The sequence below is a fragment of the Thermosynechococcus vestitus BP-1 genome, assembly GCF_000011345.1.
GTDB classification, from domain to species: Bacteria; Cyanobacteriota; Cyanobacteriia; order Thermosynechococcales; family Thermosynechococcaceae; genus Thermosynechococcus; species Thermosynechococcus vestitus.
In genome coordinates, this window is record NC_004113.1 from 1 (window position 1) to 18,865 (window position 18,865).

Below are 18,865 nucleotides of genomic sequence, written 5' to 3' on the forward strand. Positions count from 1 at the left end.
ATTTAAATCCAGAGGTGCTTGCATCGCCAGCCAATGGAAAATCTGCAGGGGGTTCTTTGGCCGTCGAGTTGATGGAGTACAATAGGGGCGTTATTTTGTTCTGAAGTGCTTTCCCAGCGAGCCAAAAGATGAAAGCCGTTGCCATCGCTGAGTTTGGCGAGCCCGATGTCTTGGTGCTACGGCAGGTACCCGAGCCGCAGATTGAAGCTGCCGATGAGGTGAAAATTCAACTGCGGGCAGCCAGTGTCAACCCCATTGATACCAAGCTGCGACAGCGGGGCACGTTTTTTCCCGATCGCCGGCCAGCGATTCTTGGCTGTGATGGTGCTGGCGTAGTCGTGGCCGTGGGTGCAGCAGTACGGCGCTTTCGCGTAGGCGATGAGGTCTATTTCTGCTATGGCGGCCTGGGCGATCGCGGTGGCTGTTACGCCGAGTATGCAGTTGTGCCGGAAGCGGCTGTTGCCCACAAGCCCAAAACCCTCTCCTTTATTCAGGCAGCCGCCTTGCCCTTGGCCGTCATTACCGCCTGGGAAGCCTTGGGCGATCGCGGGGCTGTCCCACCGTTGAATGTCCTCTCTACGGCAAAAACCGTTCTCATTCACGCCGGCGCGGGCGGGGTGGGGCATCTGGCCATTCAATTAGCGCGGCGCGCAGGGGCCCAGGTGGCCACCACCATTAGTTCACCGGCAAAAGCCCAATTTACAGAAGCCTTGGGGGCAACCCTCGCCATTAACTACACAACAACCGACTGGGTGCAAGCGGTTTTAGATTGGACCGGCGGCAAGGGGGTCGATCTTGCCCTTGATACCGTTGGGGGGGCCACCTTTGCCGAAACCTTCAAGGCCGTGCGTCCCTACGGCACCCTAGCCACCCTCTTGGAACCTGCAGTCGATACCCCATGGAAAATTGCCCGCCAACGCAATCTCTTGATCCAACTGACCCTAATGCTCACCCCTCAACTCCTGGGCCTGCGGGAGGCCCTTGCCCACCAAGGCCAGATCCTAGAGCAGGTGGCTACCCTCGTGGATCGCGGTGAGCTGCGGGTTGTTGTGGATAAAACCTTTCCCCTCGGTGCCGCCGCCGATGCCCACCGCTATCTCAGCCAACGCTTGGTACAGGGGAAGGTGGTACTCATCCCATAACTGGGGATTTTCCGATGGTTGCTCCAATCTTTGCTGCCCTCCCCATCGGGCTGGAACACGCCCAAGGGATGCCGGTCCTCCGCAGCCAAAGGTCCCCCAGCGCTCTCTATCGTGTTGCCCCATGTTTAACGGGCGGCTTAGCGACTGTGGCCTTTGGTTTAGGGGCGAGACGGTGCGGGCGCAGCCTTAGTCCTAACTGGGTCCTAACTTATTCGGGTTGAGCGGAGGGATACCATTCCGGCGGCATGGGCTCGGGCTTAAGGCGAAGGGTTTGCCGGCGATCGCCCCGTTCAATCTCCAAAGTAATTTTCTCCCCAAGTTTCGTTTGCTCAACAACGCTTTGTACCTGTTGCGGGGTGGGTTGGTTAATGTCGTTCACTTTGGCAATCCAATCTCCCGCTTGCAGACCCGCTTTTGCTGCTGGGGAATTGGGGGCAACGCCAATGATCAAGGTGCCTTGGGTTCGGTTCAGGGTCCAGTTGGGCTGTTGTTCACGGATTTGTAGTGCCAGTTCTGGAGTTAGGGGCACCATGCGAATGCCTAAGTAGAGGTGCTGAGCGCGACCTGTGGTAATAATTTGCTCAGCAATACCATAGGCCGTATTGATGGGAATGGCAAAGCCAAGACCCTGCGCTTGGGAAATCACCGCCGTATTGACCCCCACCACTTGACCGGCAGCATTCAGGAGTGGCCCCCCGGAATTCCCCGGATTAATGGCTGCATCCGTTTGAATAAAGCTGACGCGCTTATCGGCAGCACCAATTTCACTACTGGCACGCCCCATGGCACTGATAATCCCAGCGGTGACCGTGTTACTCAGCCCCAAGGGGTTACCGATGGCGATCGCCCACTCACCGGGCCTCAGGGTGTCGGAATTCCCCAGTTGAACCGTGGGCAGATTCTTGGCATTAATTTGCACCACCGCCACATCCGTCAGGGAATCAGCACCCAGCACCTTGCCATCGTACTGGCGACCATCGGGAAGCGTGACTCGCACGGCGCTAGCGCCTTCCACCACATGGGCATTGGTCATGATTTTGCCATCGGGCGTAAAGATAAACCCAGAGCCTTGACCTTGGCGCAGCGGCACATCTGGCACTGGGAAAGGAGCGAGAAAAGGATCCTCGCTACCGCGGTCCAATCGTAGCGTATCAATACTCACCACCGCTGGCCCTGCCTCAGCAACCACCTTGGCAATGAAATTCTCTCCCGCGTGGGGTCGCTCCGCGGGGGCAAGGGGAGGCAGAGATGCTTCTGTACTAGGGGTGGAGGGGGTGCGATCGGGCAAACGCAATGGACAGCCCGTTAGGGCGCCAAGGGCGATCGCCATCCCAAGGAAACTCAGCCGCCTGCGGACCATACTCAACCCAACTCGGCATCAGATCCACTCTAGCCTTATTCTGAAAATAGTGATTTTGTCGAACGTCTGCTGCCATGCTAACTGTGATTAGCTACCTTGAACAGCCCATGACCTTTGATAGTTTCTTTGGGCCGGTGACCCTTCAGCCAGGTCGCAATGAAAATGTCGATGAACGGCGCTGGCGCAACTGCAAAACCCACAATGCGGATCTGCAAGCTTTGATGAAAAAGGGCCTCATTGTTGTCGAAGAATTGGGCTAAATTTAGACTGAGAAGGCCAGACTTCGCCGGCACCTGACCTCTTTAGACCCCCAATGAGCTACCGGATTGATCGCCAGACCTATGCAGAAACCTATGGCCCGACCGTGGGCGATCGTCTGCGACTTGCGGATACTGACCTGATTATCGAAATTGAGCACGACTACACCCACTATGGCGATGAGGTTAAATTTGGCGGCGGCAAAGTGATCCGCGACGGGATGGGACAGTCCCCCATTGCCAATGCCGAAGGTGCGGTGGATGTGGTGATCACCAATGCGGTGATTCTGGACTGGTGGGGCGTGGTCAAAGCCGATGTCGGCATCAAAGACGGCAAAATCTACAAAATTGGCAAAGCCGGAAATCCCTACACCCAAGAGGGGGTAGATATTATCATTGGCCCCGGCACGGAGGCGATCGCTGGCGAAGGCATGATCCTCACCGCTGGGGGGATTGATGCCCATATTCACTTTATTTGTCCACAGCAGATTGCCACTGCTATTGCCGCCGGCATTACGACAATGATTGGCGGCGGAACGGGACCTGCCACGGGTACCAATGCCACCACCTGTACGCCGGGACCTTGGAACATCTACCGCATGCTTCAGGCTGCTGATGCCTTTCCAGTGAATTTAGGCTTTTTGGGCAAGGGCAATAGCAGCCAACCCCAAGGATTGATTGAGCAAGTGCAGGCGGGCGTTGTGGGTCTCAAACTCCATGAAGACTGGGGCAGTACCCCTAATGCCATTGACACCTGTTTGAGCGTGGCGGAAGACTACGACATTCAGGTGGCCATCCACACCGACACCCTCAACGAATCTGGGTTTGTTGAAGATACCATTGCTGCTTTCAAAAACCGCACCATTCACGCCTATCACACGGAGGGCGCTGGCGGAGGACACGCCCCCGACATTATTAAGCTCTGTGGTCAAGCCAATGTGTTGCCCTCTTCCACTAATCCCACTCGGCCCTACACCGTCAATACCCTCGATGAGCACTTGGATATGTTGATGGTGTGCCACCACCTCGACCCCAGTATTCCTGAAGATGTGGCCTTTGCCGAGTCGCGGATCCGCAGAGAAACCATTGCCGCTGAAGATATTCTCCATGACCTCGGGGCGTTTAGTATTATCTCCTCAGACTCCCAAGCCATGGGACGGGTGGGGGAGAGTATTATTCGCACATGGCAAACTGCCCACAAAATGAAGGTGCAGCGGGGACATCTCAGGGATCCTCAGCGGCCGGGAGTCGATCACGACAACTTCCGCGCCCGCCGCTATGTGGCCAAATACACGATTAATCCTGCCATCACCCACGGCATTGCTGAGTATGTGGGATCAGTAGAGGTGGGCAAAATTGCTGATCTATGCCTCTGGAAGCCCGCTTTCTTTGGGGTCAAGCCCGAACTGGTTATCAAGGGGGGAGTGATTGCCTACGCCCAAATGGGGGATGCCAATGCCAGTATTCCCACACCGCAACCAGTACACATGCAGCCCATGTTTGCCAGCTATGGGGGCTGCCGAACCACCACATCGGTAACCTTTATGTCTCAGGCGGGCATTGCCAACAACATCCCAGAACAATTGGGGCTACAAAAAACGGTGCTGCCGGTGGGCCATATTCGCCAACTGCGCAAAGCGGATTTGAAGCTCAATGACTACTTACCCCATATTGAGGTCGATCCCGAAACCTATGAGGTGCGGGCGGATGGTGAATTGCTCACCTGTGAACCGGCGACCGTTTTGCCCCTTGCCCAACGTTATTTCCTCTTTTAAGCGATGACAGATGCGGTATCTGCCCTCTTTCAACAGGGACAACAGGCCTTTGAGCGGGGCAACTATCAACAATCCATTACCCTCTTGGCCCAGGCTGTCGCTCTCGCTGAGGGCAACACCACCCAATCGGGAGAAATTAGTCTCTGGCTGGTCACTGCCTATAGCGCTGCTGGCGATCAAGAGGCCGCCGTGAGCCTCTGCCGTCAACTGCAACGACACCCCGATCATCAGACCCGCCAGGAAAGTCGGCGCTTGCTGGCGATTTTGGAGGCGCCCCAACTGAAACGCCGCCCGGAATGGTGCAGCGAAATTCCTGACCTATCCCACCTGGGCGATCGCGCCTACACCTCCCCCTATCGCCATTCCCGGAAGCGGCCATCGGCCCCCACCCCAAAACCCCAAGAACCACCGCCCCCTGCAACTCCTTTACCAAATGCCTTTATCTGGATTGCCCTCACAGGCTTGGGCGTGGCTACCCTCTTGGCAGCTTGGTTATAAAGCAGCTTTGACCACCCTGCAAAAAGTGCTGCAAAGGCAGTAGGGTAGTTCTCAAGGGCTACAAATGACGACAGGGTAGGCCTTACTAATTTTCTTCTTAAGAATACTCTGGATGAGTGGGGCTCCAGAGCGATTACCCAAGGATGGCGATCGCTACGAAATGATGAGTGGGGAGTCAGGGGTGAGCCGTGCCTCCCACTGCCAAATCACCCATCTGTAGAAATTTTGACAGCCAACTTTAGGCATGGTCACACGTCACGGGTCTCCGTCGTACCTGCATGGGAGTTGGCGTTATTCAAAAGAAATTCAAAAGAATACCTTGACCTTTGCAACATCTCCCCTGTTGCCCAAGTTCCGTTGTCCCCTAGGGCAAATATTTCAGCCATGAGCCCATGGGTTAGTGATTGCTATAGAGGCTAAAGAGCGAGCGAAAGTCGAATAGACGAATCAACATTGGCCAAAAGGCATCTAGACCATTGGGGGCTTTCGGTTTGTGCCACCATGTGAGGCCACCATAAAGCAGTTGTACCAGGCCCCGCTGTGCCTCATCACTGACCTCAAGAAACCGCAGGTAAAGACAGCATTGCTCCTCTTCGGTGCGACTACGAACGACGGCAGCAGTCACACTAAAGTCCTGTTCCAAAAAGGTGAGGGTGCCGACGGTATCTCTTTGGGCTTCTATAAAACGCCCGGCGGTTAATAGTAGAGCAGCGCCTGTCTCCGACACATCGCGGGTATAGCCCCAGTAGGTTTGATCCCCTAATTGGAAGCGACACACAGTGCAAACGGGAAAGCGATCGCTTTGGCGCCGACTCGGCTGGTCAATAGACGACAAAACCGCAATCAAGGCAATAAAGGCGTTGTAGAGCGTCCAAGCCAACATCACCTCTAACCCTGACCGTTCATACTCCATTGGTGGCCAGATATGGAGCCAGTAACCCCCATAGCGGATAAAGACCCCTACGCTCACCGCAATCAGAAACGCCACCAGCGGCCATGTATAGCGCAAATTCAACCGCTTCCGATTGGAGAGGGTGCCCTTGTTGGTGACAATGCTGCCAATTTTGCCGAAGGGATTGCGGAGGATTTTAATCAGTTGCACCATTCCCGGAAAGGCAAAGGTTACCTCATAAACTTCACCCCAAAGGGAAAAATACCGTCCTTCCGTCGCCCAGCTAAAGGTGGCGATCATCAGCAGCGTATAGGGCAGAGCATAAAAGAGATATTCACTCAAGGTAGCCACTGTCAGGGAAATGCCGGTCATCAGGCTTAAAAAAGGGCCGATGAGAAAGCAAGTGCGAATAAAGGGGTTGATGTTGTGCAATAGCAGCGACAGGTGGCAACTGCGCTGAAACCAGGACAGTTTTGACCAAATGGGGAGATCATCGCCACAGAAATAGATTTGCATATTCCCCTGTAGCCACCGCAGCCGTTGCTCCAGATAATCTTGGAAGTTCCGCGGAGACTCGCCCATGCTGAGGATTTCATTGAGGTAAACGAGGCGATAACCAGCGATCTGCATTTTGGTTCCGGTCTGGAAATCCTCGACCACACAGCGGGTATAGTATCCGCCTATGGCTTCTAGGGCACGGCGGCGCACGACATAGGAGGTACCACAGCAGATAATGGCGTTGCCAAAGTCTCGCCCTGGCTGAATAAAGCCAAAAAAGTACTCCATATCGCCGGGCATCATAAACTCAATCCCCAGGTTTTGGGAGTGGTAGTCAGGGTTAAAGAAGTGCTGGGGGGTCTGCACCATGGATACCTGATCATCTTGGAAGAAGCCCACGGTGCGAGTGAGGAAGTTCTGAAAGGGAATAAAGTCGGCATCAAAAACGGCAATCAGTTCACCAGTGGTGTGTTTCAGGGCATGGTTGAGATTGCCTGCTTTGCGGTGCTCATTGGTGGGGCGGGTGAGATAGTTGACCCCCAGGTGCGCACAAAGATCTGCAATTTCCGATCGCCGACCATCGTCAAGGACATAGATACTTTTATTCCTGTAGTGGATCGCCTGACAGGCCACAATTGTCCGCCGCAAAATATAGGGGGGTTCATTGTAGGTGGGGATGAAAATATCTACACTGGGACAGTATTCACCCCTGAGAACCGCCTGCTGATAGGCATTTGCCTGCTGCGATCGCCAGGCAGTTGTCAGCCATGCCGTCTGGTAAAAATAAAGCAAATAGGTGAAAAAGGAGAGCACCTCAAGACCATAGAAGCCAAGACTGGCAGCGAAGCTCAACCAGTGGGCATCATTGAGCGTCACCCAGCCCCGCCACACCAGATAGCGGCAGCCAAAAAGAATGACAATGAAGCGAATAATTAAGCGGCTGACATTGTTGCTCGGAATAAAATTGAGGGCGATCGCCACCATCCCCACCAGAACCAGTGGCCACCACACACTCAACTCATCCTCAGGCATCTGTAAGAGGTCAGGTAAAGGCCGTAACTGGTCTGGGTTCACCAGATCAATGGGAAACAGCGTCGGTCGCCACGTGGTGGCCAACAGCACACCGAAGAGCAAGAGGATGCTGAAAACAAAGAATCCCCAGACCCACGGTGCAACCCATTGGCGGGGTGAAGCGGGCCTAGGCGGCTCATGGCTCATCGGCAGGGACCCTAAAAAGAGGGAACTTAGGCCATCGTTGGCATTTGCAGACGGGCAAAAATCATGCGGCCGGCGGAGGTTTGCAAGGCACTGGTGACAACCACCGACAACTGATCGCCAATGTGATCCACCCCCTCTTCAACAACCACCATTGTGCCATCCTCAAGGTAACCCACCCCTTGGGCAGGCTCTTTGCCTTCCTTAAGAATTTTCAACTCCAGGGTATCCCCGGGGAGATAGATGGGACGCAGGGCTTGAGCTAACTCGTTAACGTTAAAGACATCCACTTTTTGGAAGCGGGCAACTTTGTTCAGATTCAAGTCGTTAGTGACCAGGGTGCCGTTGATCTCTTGGCACAGGCGCACTAGCTTGGCGTCCACCGTCGTTAATTCTGGATAGTCTGCGGAGTGAATGACAATGCGATCGCCCAAACTCGCTTGGAGGCGATTGAGGACATCTAGACCCCGCCGCCCCCGCATCCGTTTTTGCTCATTGCCGGCATCGGCAATCAGTTGCAACTCCTGAAGGACAAACTGGGGCACAATGATTTGCCCTTCCAGGACCCCGAGATTCAACAGCGCCTCAATGCGGCCATCAATAATACAACTGGTATCCAGCACCTTTGCACGGGCAGGTTTGAGCATTCCCTCCGCCAAGAGGCTGCTTGCCACAGCATTGGGGTTAATTAACCGCAGTAGGGCCGGTCCGTGGCTATCGGCCAAGGTCGTTCCCGAATAGGCAAAGAGAATGCTCGTGAGAACAGCAATCAGAGGCTTAATAAAGGAAAAGTCCTTGGGAATGGGCAACAGAAAAATCGGTGCCAGCATCAAATTGGCAAGGAGCAGCCCCACCACAAGACCCACTGCCCGCGACAGGAGGGTTTCTGGGGGCAATTGGCGGATACTGCGCTCGAGACGATGGTAAAGCGACTGCAACAATAAGCCAAGGGCAATGCCAACGATGGCGCCAAAGGCAGCCATGACCCACTGCAATCCCCGCACATTGGCCACTTGAGCAAGAACCGTTTCTGGGAGTAGGTCAATGCTGTTGAAGCCAACGGCAATTCCCATCACGACGATAATGAGGAGTAAGATGGTATCGAGCATTTGTTCGCTCCTGTCGCGCTGGACATCTCCATAGGCCCTTACTTTAGGATTATACTTTCTTCTCTTTTGCTGCGGTGTTGGACTGTTGCCTATCGAGATGACGACTCATACGGCTACCGGCTCGGATGCCCGCGGCTTCGGCTTGAGGCCCCAAAATGCCCCGTGCCACAATCCCACCGAGGGTGGCCAATAGCGTTTCCTTGGCAAAGGTTTGACTGGTTTTCACCCACCACTCCAGGAAAAAATGCAGGGACGGAGGGGGAGGTCCCTCAGGGGAGGGTTCGGCCAACTGTCGCCCCAGATCTTCCCCGAGTTGCGAACCGACCATATTGCCCACCACACGTCCGAGGGTTTCACCCACAGGTCCTAAGACCACTTGCCCCGCTAAGCCGCCAGCAAGTTCACCGGCTGCCCCGCCAATTTTGTCACCGCTGTGAATCTCCAGTGCTTTTGCAATTCGTTCCGGAGTTTCCTCAAGGGCGGTAAATTGCAGTTGAATCATCTGCTCAGTGGCTTCCATGCCCAGTCGTGCACCAATGACACCGCCAACAAAGGTGCCCACTTGCACCCCCATGACAGCACCCCCAGGCCCCATCAACAGACCGCCCGCCGTTCCCCCCACCATGCCGCCGAGAATATCCCCCAGGTAGCCCCCCATGAGGAATCCGCCCATGGCGGTGAGTTTGTTGCCGACTTCTTCGGGTTCGAGATCAAAGGCGCGGGTGAGGTTTTGCAGGCCCCTATTGCCTTGGCCAATGATCTGAACCTCTCCCCAAAACTGAATGGCGGCGAGCAGTTGCAGGGGAGTGATCTGCTCGCGGTGATACTCAATGGTGATCGAGGCGGCAAGGGGGTTAACGTGAACAGACTGGATACCGCGGAGGGTTTTCAGGTAGGCAGTCAAGGAGTCGCGAAAGCCGACATCGGTTTTCAGTTCTTGAATCCGCAATCGCAGGCGATCGCCCGTGACGTGCACGAGCTCGGCAATCGGCGCAGTTTCAGCAGTGGCCATGGGAACCCTCCCCAATCGGCTCTAGTTGCTGTTGTAGCACGCACCCCAAAGGAAGGAGAAATATCTGTCAAAATGTTAAGGGAATCGCACACAGAGTTAATGACCATGACAGCCACGGTAAAGGTCGAACATCTCAGGAAGTCCTACGGTGCCATTACAGCGGTGGCCGATGTCTCCTTGACAGCCCATCAAGGGGAAATTTTTGGGGTGCTGGGGCCGAATGGCTCAGGGAAAACGACAACGCTGCGCTGTCTGTGTACCCTCTCGCGACCGGATGCGGGGCTACTGGAAGTCTGCGGCTTCTCGGTGCTTCACCAACCCCATTTGGTGCGCCAAAAATTAGGCTATGTGGCCCAAGAGGTGGCTCTCGATAAAATTCTTACGGGTCAGGAATTCCTAGAATTGCAGGCGGCGCTGTACCACATTCCCCGTGCCCTGATTCCGGAGCGCATTGAGGCGGTGCTGGCGCGCTTAGATCTACTGCAATGGCGCGATCGCCAGTGTGGTACCTATTCGGGTGGCATTCGCAAACGCTTTGATCTGGCGGCAGGACTGCTGCACCAACCCCAAGTTCTTGTCTTGGATGAACCCACCGTAGGTCTCGACATTGAAAGTCGCCAAGTGATCTGGGATGTGCTGCGGGATCTCAAGGCCCAGGGACTGACGATTATCTTGACCAGCCACTACCTGGAGGAGGTGGATCTCCTCAGCGATCGCTTGGTGATTCTCGATAAGGGACGGGTGATTGCCAGTGGTTCTCCTGAGGAACTCAAGGCCAATATCGGGGGCGATCGCGTCACGTTGCGGGTGCGGGAATTTACACCGCGTCAAGAGGCGCAAAGGGCACAGGCCCTTCTCAGTCAATTGACCTGCGTAAAATCAGCACTGATTAATGCCAACCAAGGCAACTCCTTGAATTTGGTCGTCACAGATGTCACTGTGGCGATCGCAGCCATTAAAAGGGCGCTAGAGGAAGCAGGCCTGCCCCTCTTTAGCTTGGCGCAGTCACGGCCCAGTCTAGATGATGTCTATTTAGCAGCCACCGGTCAAACCCTCTTGGATGCCGACTTGGCAGCAGCAGCGCAGCGGGACAGCAAACAGTTGAAAAAAGAGGTCATGCAACGCTAATGGGGCAGCCAATTCTCTGGGTACATGGGGATTGCCTCGACCCCAACGCCCCCATCTTTAGCCGCTATCCGGCAGCACCGGCAATTTTTGTTTGGGATGTGGCCCTGCTCAAGGAGTGGCAAATTCGTCTGAAGCGGCTGGTGTTTCTCTATGAGTGCCTGCTGGATCTACCGGTGCAGATGTACCGTGGCGAGGTGGCGCCCTTGGTGAATGCCTTTGTGGAGCTGCACGGGGGCGATCGCGTGGTGACGATGGCAAGTCCTAGCCCCCGCTTTCGCGCCATTTGTGGGCAATTGGCCTATCCCCTGGAGATCCTAGAGCCAGAACCCTTTGTTACGTTGCCGGCCAATGCTGATTTGAAGCGATTCTTTCGTTATTGGAAGTTGGCCAAACCTCGCCTGGGGCTATAGATATGTTGGCGATCGCCCACTCCCTTGAGAAGCTGCCTTGGCCGCCGCGATTCTCCCTGTTGGATCGCTATATCCTGCGGGAGATGATTCGCCCCTTTGTCTTTGGTTTTGGTATTTTTACGGCGATCGCGGCCGTTATTGGTACGGTGTTCTACCTCATTCGCAATATGGTGGAGCACCACCTTGGCCTCCTCAGTGCCATTCAAGTTTTTTTTCTACGCCTACCCACCTTTGCCGTGCTGGGCATTCCCATGGCGATGCTCTTTGGTGCGCTCCTTTCCTATAGTCAACTCTCCCGCCGCAGTGAACTGATTGCCTGTAAAAGCTGTGGGGTTAGTCCAGTGCGTCTGGTGCGACCCGCGCTCCTAGCGGGGTTCTGTGCCTTGCTCTGCACCTTTGCCCTCAATGAACTGGTAGCTCCCCCCCTGGCCTATCGCGCCATCAAAACCTTGGAGGTGGCGATCCACCGCCCGCAACCCACCTTTCAGACCCGCAATATCTTCTACCGTCGTTTTGGCGACGGACACCTGCGGCAACTCTTTTTTGCCCATCGTTTTGATGGGAAGGTCATGGGTCAAGTGACGGTGTTGAACTTTGAGCAGGGGGAGTTGCGGGAAATTATCACGGCCCAGGAAGCTCAGTGGCAGGGTTCAGCGTGGCTGTTTCGTCAGGGAACCTACCACCACCTCAGGGGCGATCGCGACTATGATGTGGCCGAGATCTTCTCAGAACGAAGGTTTGCCTACCCCCGCACCCCCCTTGATTTAGCCATGGAAACGCGGGTACCCGAGTTTATGACTAGCCGCGAAATCTATCGGTACTTGCAAATTTTGGCGGAAAGTGGCGATGCCAAACGCTTGCGGCAGTGGCGGGTGCAGTTGCAGGAAAAGCTCTCCCTCCCCTTTTTGTGTCTAAGTTTTGCCGTCATTGGCGCTGTTTTGGGGATCAGTTCTCCCCGCCAAGGACAGGGACGAGCCTTTGGCCTGAGTGTGGCGATTATTTTTGGCTACTATGTTGCCGCTTTTATTTTCACTGCCTTTGGTGAGGGTGGAGCGGTGCACCCGATCGTGGCCAGTTGGCTACCAAAGGGAATTGTGAGCGCGATCGCCCTGGGGATGCTCTACGACGCCAATCGTCATTAGTCGGTGATGAGTAGGCCATTAGTAGGGAATTTGCCAGTAGCGGCAGGCCGCATGGGCAAGGGTCATGACCCCCACAGGAATGGCCTGTTCATCCACATCAAATTCGGGGTGATGCAGGGGATAGTTGGGGCGATCGCGAAAGCCGACGCCAAGGCGAAACATAGCACCGGGGGCGTGCTCGAGGTAAAGGGCAAAATCCTCTGCCCCAAGGGACGGTTCTGGCAAGATGTGCACATGGGGGGCACCGACCACCTCCGTGGCTGCCTCCGCCAGCAATTGCGATAGGTAGGGGGTATTTTCCACTCCCGGCACCCCCCGCCGATAGTGGAGCTGGTAGCGGGCACCGTAGGCGTGGCAGACGTTAGCCACAATTTGCTCAATCCAAGTGGGAAGGGTGGCGCGGGTTTCCGGGTGGAGCGATCGCACAGTTCCCTGAAGTGTGACCTGATCAGCAATGACATTGGCTGCCCGTCCCCCTTGAATTTTGCCAAAGGTGAGCACCACGGGGCGCAACGGATTTTGGGTACGACTAATGGCCTGTTGCAAAGCACTGATGACTTGAGCAGCAATCCAAATGGCATCCACCGCTTCATGGGGGCGCGCCCCATGTCCCGATTCTCCCAAAATCGTTAACTCAATGTCATCGGCAGCGGCCGTTAAAGCACCATAGCGCACCGCCACGTCCCCCGCTGGAATACTGGGGAAAACATGGAGCGACAAAATGGCACTCACCGCTTCCATAGCGCCATCCGCAATCATCCAACTCGCCCCTTGGGCAATTTCTTCCGCAGGCTGAAAAATAAACCGCACGCGGCCGGGGAACTCCTCCTTGAGGGCAGCTAAGACCATTGCCGTGCCAAGACCCACTGTCGTGTGGACATCGTGGCCACAGGCGTGCATCACCCCCGCATGTTTCGAGCTAAACTCCAGACCGGTGCGCTCTTGAATAGGCAAGGCATCCATATCGGTGCGAATAGCCAAGAGCCGTTGTTCTTTGGAATTCCCCTCCAGCTCAGCAATCACACCCACTTTGCCCACATCCTGCTGTACACTTAAGCCTGCGGAGGAAAGGACCCCAGCCACATAGGCAGCGGTTTGATGTTCTTGGCCACTCAACTCGGGGTAGCGGTGCAGATGGCGACGAATTTCAATGAGACGGGGGGTGAGGGTGTGGGTAATCTGGCGAATCCGAGCAAGCATAGGGCAGCTGTGGCGATATTTTTGTATCCTATCGAATCTTAGGAATTCAGGGGGACCACTCCTGATAGGGATGCTCTGCTAAGTAGGCATTGGTATAGCGGGGGTCGTCGGTCACCTCAGGGCCAACCCAAGGGGGTAAAGTCAGGGGATAGTCAGCACGGGGCAATTCAATTTCTGCCAAAATGAGACCCCGACAGGCGCCAGCAAATTCATCAATCTCCCAACAGAGGTCACCCACTGGGATGCGATAGCGGTTTTTCTGAATGATTGGTTGCAGGCACAATTCCTCAAGGAGTTCCCTGGCCTCGGTAACGGGGATAGCATACTCATACTCACGGCGTTGGCCACCCCTGGCTTTGCCCTTGATCGTGATCCAGGCCTCCTCAGCCGCAAGACGCACGCGCACCGTGCGCTCAGGAACCGTTGAGAGGTAGCCTTGGGCAAATTCGGCCACACTTGTGGCTAGGGACCGCCATTGTTCACCTGTGACGAGGAACTTGCGCTCAATTTCAATGCCCATTGCCTAGACCGCCGTGGTAAATGAACCGTGAAGACCATAGGGAATGTGGTGTTTCAGGTGCAACCGTGCCACAGGACCAGCGCTAATGGCCGCGGCATCAAAGATGAGTAACTGGGATTTGTGGCAACTGGCATCATAAACCACCTGCAACAGCCAGCCATCCTCTTCTCCTTGGGCCCCCTGCCAGAGAAAGTCTCCCTTTTGCAGACCGCGGGGGACAACGATCGGCTCACTGACAAAACCGCGCGGCGCTGCTGACCAAAACTGTTCCTCGCCCGTCTGGCGATCGCACCGCCACAGGGCCTGTAGGGGTGCATTGGTTTTCGGATCATGCCCCGCCGCCAAATAGGTGTAGCGGTAGGGTTGGCCCACCTTGGCCGGATGCACCACAGGAAATTCGCAGGGGCGATCGCTCACCACCTGCCAGTCCACCGCTTTTGTCTTCGGATTCAACTGGATGCGCCACAGCAAACTTGCGGGCAGGGCTGCAAAATTCACCTCCCGAAAATCCATGCCCGGTTCCAAATTGGGAAAATGGCTGTAGGCAATGGACTCCACGTGAATTTCATCCCCCACTTCGTAGGCATTGGCATGGTGAAAGACAAAACAGGGGGGCATGGTCAACATTTGGGGGGGGCCACCCCGACGGGGCAGCAGCCAAACCCGTGTCGGTTCCTGAGCATTGAATTGAAGGCACTGGGCAGCGCCCCGCAGTCCCAGCAGATAGGGCAAGGGATTGAATTGCACTGGGTTTTGAAAAACAATGGCGTAATTGGGGGTGAGGGCAAAGTCATGGATAAAGGCAAACCCTGGAATTTGAAATGTGGGTTGCGAAACACACTGACCATTGGCATCAAACTCGTAGAGCCTAATGCGGGTATTGAGGCCGGGCTGAACACCAAAATTCACCAGCCGCTGCGTCTGGGGGTCAAAGCGGGGATGGGCTGCAAAGGCATCCCTCTCCCTGAGGAGACCGCCTAGGTTGTCGAGTCCAATGGTTTCTAGGGTCACAGGATCAAGGCGGTGGGGCAGGCTTGCTTCCCAGAGCGCCAGTAATTTCCCAGCCCAGTAGATCACATGGGTATTGGCAATGTTTTTGACACGGGTATCGAGGAAATTGGCGAACCAGCCTCCCGGCTTTTGGGTGCCAAAGACACCCCGATAGAGCAGGCGATTGGCTTTTTCCTCCTCCAAAAATCCCGCAGTGCGCACGTAGCGATTGCGAAAATGTACCCGTCCCTTCTCAAAGCGAAAAGCACAGATCATGCCGTCGCCATCAAAGGGATGGGCTAAGGGCACGCCGCCGCGCTCCAACAGTCCAGGGCCATTGCGGTAGAGGGTTCCCACCAAATCCGTGGGCACCGTGCCTTCGACCTCCTCAATCCAATAGTCATACTCTTGGGTAAGGGATTCGGTACCCCCCCGCCAATCGGCCATTGTGTAGGGGCGATCTAAAACTCCGGTCATGAAACACTTGGCTCCAACTCAACAGTGACAGCGGATTGCGAGGCGGGTGCGGGCAGCTGCTGCGGCAACCAGTTCAACAGCGGTAGTGGCAATAGCGTACTCAGGTTAGTCATGAGCACCAGCAACCACAGGCGATCGAAGTTGTGCTCAGTAATCCCCAGCCAGTGGGTCAGCAGCGCCCCCAACTCATGGGAAACCAAATTGGCAAGGTTGCTAATGGACATCAGCAGCGCAAAGAGGGTGGCCTCAATCCCCGGCGGACACAACCGCGCCGCCAACACCAGTACCGGCATAAAGGCAATTTGTCCCATGACGGCCAAAATCAAGCTATCACCCAAGCTAAACCACTGGTCACTAATGCCCCATTGGCGATTGAGGTGGGTGACCAAAATCAAGCTAGAGAGCCCTAAAAAGGCTGAGAGAATCGTGCTCCAGAAAAATATGGTACGCAGGGGCAGCGTTTTCAGATACCGCTGGAAAATCCACACCCCCAAGAGGGAAGCAATGCTCGTGACAAGGCGCACCCGCCCCAAAAACTCCGCCTCAAAGCCCAATTCATTCGTTGTAAAGAAAAAGAAAGCGGATTCCGAGCCGGGGGTCGCCTGCCAGAGGAAGAGGAAAGCCACCGGCAACCAAATCCGTTTTTGCATCATGGCTTGGCGCACATGGTTGATATGCTCCCAAGTCTGACTCAGTTGAGGCCGAGCCATGACCCGTTCTTCGGCGATCGCTCCCGCCACTGCCGACACCAAGAGGGGAAACACCGCCGTAATTTGAAAGACTGTACGCGGACTAAACCACTGCAACAGTTGGCCACTAAAGTAAGCGGTGAGGATGCCCCCCACAGCAGTAGCGGCCCAGCTTAGGGATTGCAGAGTTCCCATTTCTGTAGCGGATTCTTGGCGTGCCCGCTCAACCACCAGTGAATCGACAATCACATCACTGAGGGCGATCGCGATCGATGCTCCTAGAATTGCTGCCGTTGCCTGCCAAGGGGTAGCCACCCACGTCCCCAGGCTCAACCACGCCCCACAGCCCAGCAAGCCCGACAGGACAAGATAGGAGCGGCGGCGAAATCCCAAAAGTGGCAGGCTATCAGAAACGAGACCAAAGACCGGCTTAATCACCCAGGGCAGCGCCGCCACCCCCATCAAGGCCGCCACTTCCGCCGGCGACAGCCCCAACTCATCCTTAAAGAAAAAGCTAATGGCCAGCCGTGCTAAGCCCAAAACCCCTTGGACAAAATACACCAGCAAAATGGCTAGGAGTTCGCCACTGGGCTCTTGGCCAAAAAGGAGTGTTTCCTTGAGCCCCCGTAGCCAGCGTTGAGGTTGCGAAGGTTGAACCAACATTACCAAATGTTAAGCAACAGCATTGCCTCCATCATATCCAGACAAGCTGAAAATTGCTAACACTGGTACGTTTCACTAGCCCCCAGAAGAACAGAGGCGCAAGAGACCCTGATGGGGGTTATTGGGCAACCTCGAGTTGATCGAGGCGCAGCCAAACCGTGGGCGTGGGGACTGGAAATTTAATCTGGGCATAGTCACCGCGAATGTCCACCACCTCGCCCCGTCCCTCAAAGAGATAGGGAGGGTAGCGGTGATCACTGGCTAGAGCTTCAAGACTATTGGCCAGCTTTTCAGCAACGACTTTCACCAAATCTCCTTTTTTGATTGCCATAGGACGCTCCACAGAAATCGTTCCCCATTGTAGGGGATCAGGGAATGGCAGTGGCTCAACAGTAGGCTGCCTGCGGTTAAACTACGCTTAGGGATCACAATACCACTGGGGAGTTTTGGCATGGACTGTATTCCCGTCATTCTGTCGGGGGGCGTAGGAAGTCGCCTCTGGCCCTTATCGCGACAAGCCCATCCCAAGCAGTTTATACGCCTAACTCCCGAAGGTAAGAGTCTGCTACAGCAAACGTGGCAACGGGTGCAGGGCTTACCCCAACTTCAGCCCCCCCTTGTTGTTGCCAATGAGGCCCATCGCTTTCTTGTGGCGGAGCAATTTCAGGAGCTGGGGGTAACGCCGACGCGCATTTTACTTGAACCCGTAGGGCGCAATACTGCCCCTGCCATTACCGTTGCTGCCCTCTATGTCACAGAAGTCCTTGCCAGCGATGCCCTTCTCTTGGTGCTGCCGGCAGATCACTTCATTCAGGATGTCGCCCATTTTCAGTGGGGACTGCAACGGGGATTTTCAGCCGCAGCCAAGGACTGGCTGGTAACCTTTGGGATTGCGCCCACTTCTCCCCACACAGGCTATGGCTACATCCGGCGCGGCGAGTCCCTCAGTGATCCTGACACCTATCGCGTGGCAGAGTTTGTGGAGAAGCCCGATTTGGCAACCGCAGAGGCCTATCTTGCTGCGGGGAATTATCTTTGGAATAGCGGCATGTTTCTCTTCCGGGCCCAGAGTTTTTTGGCGGAACTGGCGCAGCAACAGCCACAGATTTTAGACTATTGCCGCTTGGCACTGCGGCAGGGACGGGAGGATTTAGACTTTATCCGCTTAGGGAAGGAAGCCTTTGACCAATGCCCCAATCTTTCTGTGGATTATGGCCTCATGGAGAAGACCCAAAAAGCAGCTGTTGTGCCCCTAGACTGTGGCTGGAGCGATGTGGGGTCTTGGTCGAGTCTCTGGGAAATCCTGCCCAAGGATGAATGGGGGAACAGTTGCCGCGGTGATGTCCTCGTTTATAACAGCAAAGACTGCTTTGCCCAGAGTCAGCACCGCTTGGTGGCCTTGGTGGGCGTGGACAACCTCATGGTGGTGGAAACGGCCGATGCCATTCTGATTGCCCATCGCGAGGCCGCCCAACAGGTGAAACAGGTGGTGGAGCAACTCCAAGCCCGCAACCGCAGCGAGGCCTATAATCATCGGCTGGTCTATCGCCCTTGGGGTTACTACGATGCCATTGATGCCGGTCATCGCTTTCAGGTAAAGCGGATTACGGTGAAGCCAGGAGCCAGCCTTTCACTCCAACAGCACCATCATCGTGCCGAGCATTGGATTGTGGTCAGTGGCACCGCAGAGGTCACCTGCAATGGCAAGACGTTTTTGCTGACCGAAAATGAGTCCACCTATATTCCCGTGGGAGCAGTGCACCGTTTGGCCAATCCGGGAAAAATTCCCCTTGAGATGATTGAGGTGCAGTCGGGGTCATACTTGGGGGAGGACGATATTGTCCGCTTTGAGGATTGCTATGGTCGCAAGACAGAGGAATAAAGGCAA

General features: G+C 55.4%; 17 protein-coding genes. 8 read left to right on the plus strand and 9 right to left on the minus strand.

Annotated features, from left to right (window positions below; all coding sequences use genetic code 11):
* The first annotated feature begins 128 nt into the window (after positions 1-128).
* On the plus strand, positions 129-1,142 hold the full coding sequence (locus TLL_RS00005) for a zinc-dependent alcohol dehydrogenase family protein (RefSeq protein ID WP_011055856.1): 1,014 nt from the start codon (positions 129-131) through the stop codon (positions 1,140-1,142).
* 208 nt (positions 1,143-1,350) lie between these two features.
* On the opposite strand, the gene TLL_RS00010 is transcribed toward TLL_RS00005, so the two are convergent.
* Complete coding sequence (locus TLL_RS00010) at positions 1,351-2,502, minus strand: trypsin-like peptidase domain-containing protein (protein WP_164920627.1); 1,152 nt, start codon at positions 2,500-2,502, stop codon at positions 1,351-1,353.
* 74 nt (positions 2,503-2,576) lie between these two features.
* On the opposite strand from TLL_RS00010, the gene TLL_RS00015 reads away from it, so the two are divergent.
* The 3 genes from TLL_RS00015 to TLL_RS00025 are packed head-to-tail and all read left to right on the plus strand — an operon-like array spanning position 2,577 to position 5,032.
* Positions 2,577-2,762 (plus strand): hypothetical protein, encoded by a 186-nt coding sequence (locus TLL_RS00015; RefSeq protein WP_011055859.1) that lies wholly within the window; start codon positions 2,577-2,579, stop codon positions 2,760-2,762.
* A gap of 53 nt (positions 2,763-2,815) precedes the next feature.
* On the plus strand, positions 2,816-4,534 hold the full coding sequence (gene ureC, locus TLL_RS00020; RefSeq protein WP_011055860.1) for an urease subunit alpha: 1,719 nt from the start codon (positions 2,816-2,818) through the stop codon (positions 4,532-4,534).
* Positions 4,535-4,537: 3 nt separating this feature from the next.
* On the plus strand, positions 4,538-5,032 hold the full coding sequence (locus tag TLL_RS00025; RefSeq protein WP_011055861.1) for a hypothetical protein: 495 nt from the start codon (positions 4,538-4,540) through the stop codon (positions 5,030-5,032).
* Positions 5,033-5,429: 397 nt separating this feature from the next.
* On the opposite strand, the gene xcsA is transcribed toward TLL_RS00025, so the two are convergent.
* The 3 genes from xcsA to TLL_RS00040 are packed head-to-tail and all read right to left on the minus strand — an operon-like array spanning position 5,430 to position 9,758.
* Positions 5,430-7,640, minus strand: a complete 2,211-nt coding sequence (gene xcsA, locus TLL_RS00030; protein ID WP_011055862.1) for a cellulose synthase XcsA — start codon at positions 7,638-7,640, stop codon at positions 5,430-5,432.
* A gap of 26 nt (positions 7,641-7,666) precedes the next feature.
* Positions 7,667-8,746 (minus strand): PIN/TRAM domain-containing protein, encoded by a 1,080-nt coding sequence (locus TLL_RS00035; RefSeq protein ID WP_011055863.1) that lies wholly within the window; start codon positions 8,744-8,746, stop codon positions 7,667-7,669.
* Positions 8,747-8,795: 49 nt separating this feature from the next.
* Positions 8,796-9,758, minus strand: a complete 963-nt coding sequence (locus TLL_RS00040; RefSeq protein WP_011055864.1) for an HMA2 domain-containing protein — start codon at positions 9,756-9,758, stop codon at positions 8,796-8,798.
* 105 nt (positions 9,759-9,863) lie between these two features.
* Here TLL_RS00040 and TLL_RS00045 point away from each other — a divergent pair, with 105 nt between their 5' ends.
* From TLL_RS00045 to TLL_RS00055, 3 genes are read left to right on the plus strand one after another with little or no spacing between them, the layout of a single operon-like run.
* Positions 9,864-10,886: an ABC transporter ATP-binding protein gene (locus TLL_RS00045; RefSeq protein ID WP_164920628.1), complete on the plus strand. Its 1,023-nt coding sequence runs from the start codon at positions 9,864-9,866 to the stop codon at positions 10,884-10,886.
* Positions 10,886-11,296 (plus strand): hypothetical protein, encoded by a 411-nt coding sequence (locus TLL_RS00050; protein WP_011055866.1) that lies wholly within the window; start codon positions 10,886-10,888, stop codon positions 11,294-11,296. Before TLL_RS00045 ends, TLL_RS00050 begins: the two co-directional genes overlap by 1 nt.
* 2 nt (positions 11,297-11,298) lie before the next feature.
* A complete protein-coding gene (locus TLL_RS00055) occupies positions 11,299-12,438 on the plus strand; it encodes an LptF/LptG family permease (RefSeq protein WP_011055867.1) in 1,140 nt (379 codons plus the stop codon).
* 18 nt (positions 12,439-12,456) lie between these two features.
* Here the strand turns inward: TLL_RS00055 and TLL_RS00060 are convergent, their stop codons facing one another.
* The 5 genes from TLL_RS00060 to ndhO form a co-directional block, all read right to left on the minus strand.
* Positions 12,457-13,638 (minus strand): M20 family metallopeptidase, encoded by a 1,182-nt coding sequence (locus TLL_RS00060; RefSeq protein WP_011055868.1) that lies wholly within the window; start codon positions 13,636-13,638, stop codon positions 12,457-12,459.
* A 46-nt stretch (positions 13,639-13,684) separates the two neighbouring features.
* Positions 13,685-14,158 carry a CYTH domain-containing protein gene (locus TLL_RS00065; RefSeq protein WP_011055869.1) on the minus strand — a complete coding sequence of 158 codons (474 nt, stop codon included), beginning with the start codon at positions 14,156-14,158 and terminating at the stop codon, positions 13,685-13,687.
* A gap of 3 nt (positions 14,159-14,161) precedes the next feature.
* On the minus strand, positions 14,162-15,625 hold the full coding sequence (locus tag TLL_RS00070) for a carotenoid oxygenase family protein (protein WP_011055870.1): 1,464 nt from the start codon (positions 15,623-15,625) through the stop codon (positions 14,162-14,164).
* Complete coding sequence (locus tag TLL_RS00075; RefSeq protein WP_011055871.1) at positions 15,622-16,977, minus strand: folate/biopterin family MFS transporter; 1,356 nt, start codon at positions 16,975-16,977, stop codon at positions 15,622-15,624. The genes TLL_RS00070 and TLL_RS00075 overlap by 4 nt, the downstream gene beginning before the upstream one ends.
* Positions 16,978-17,095: 118 nt before the next feature.
* Positions 17,096-17,308, minus strand: a complete 213-nt coding sequence (gene ndhO / locus TLL_RS00080) for a photosynthetic/respiratory NAD(P)H-quinone oxidoreductase subunit O (protein WP_011055872.1) — start codon at positions 17,306-17,308, stop codon at positions 17,096-17,098.
* Between the two features lie 120 nt (positions 17,309-17,428).
* On the opposite strand from ndhO, the gene TLL_RS00085 reads away from it, so the two are divergent.
* Positions 17,429-18,859, plus strand: coding sequence for a mannose-1-phosphate guanylyltransferase/mannose-6-phosphate isomerase (locus TLL_RS00085; protein WP_011055873.1), 1,431 nt, complete (start codon positions 17,429-17,431; stop codon positions 18,857-18,859).
* The last annotated feature ends 6 nt before the right edge of the window (positions 18,860-18,865 follow it).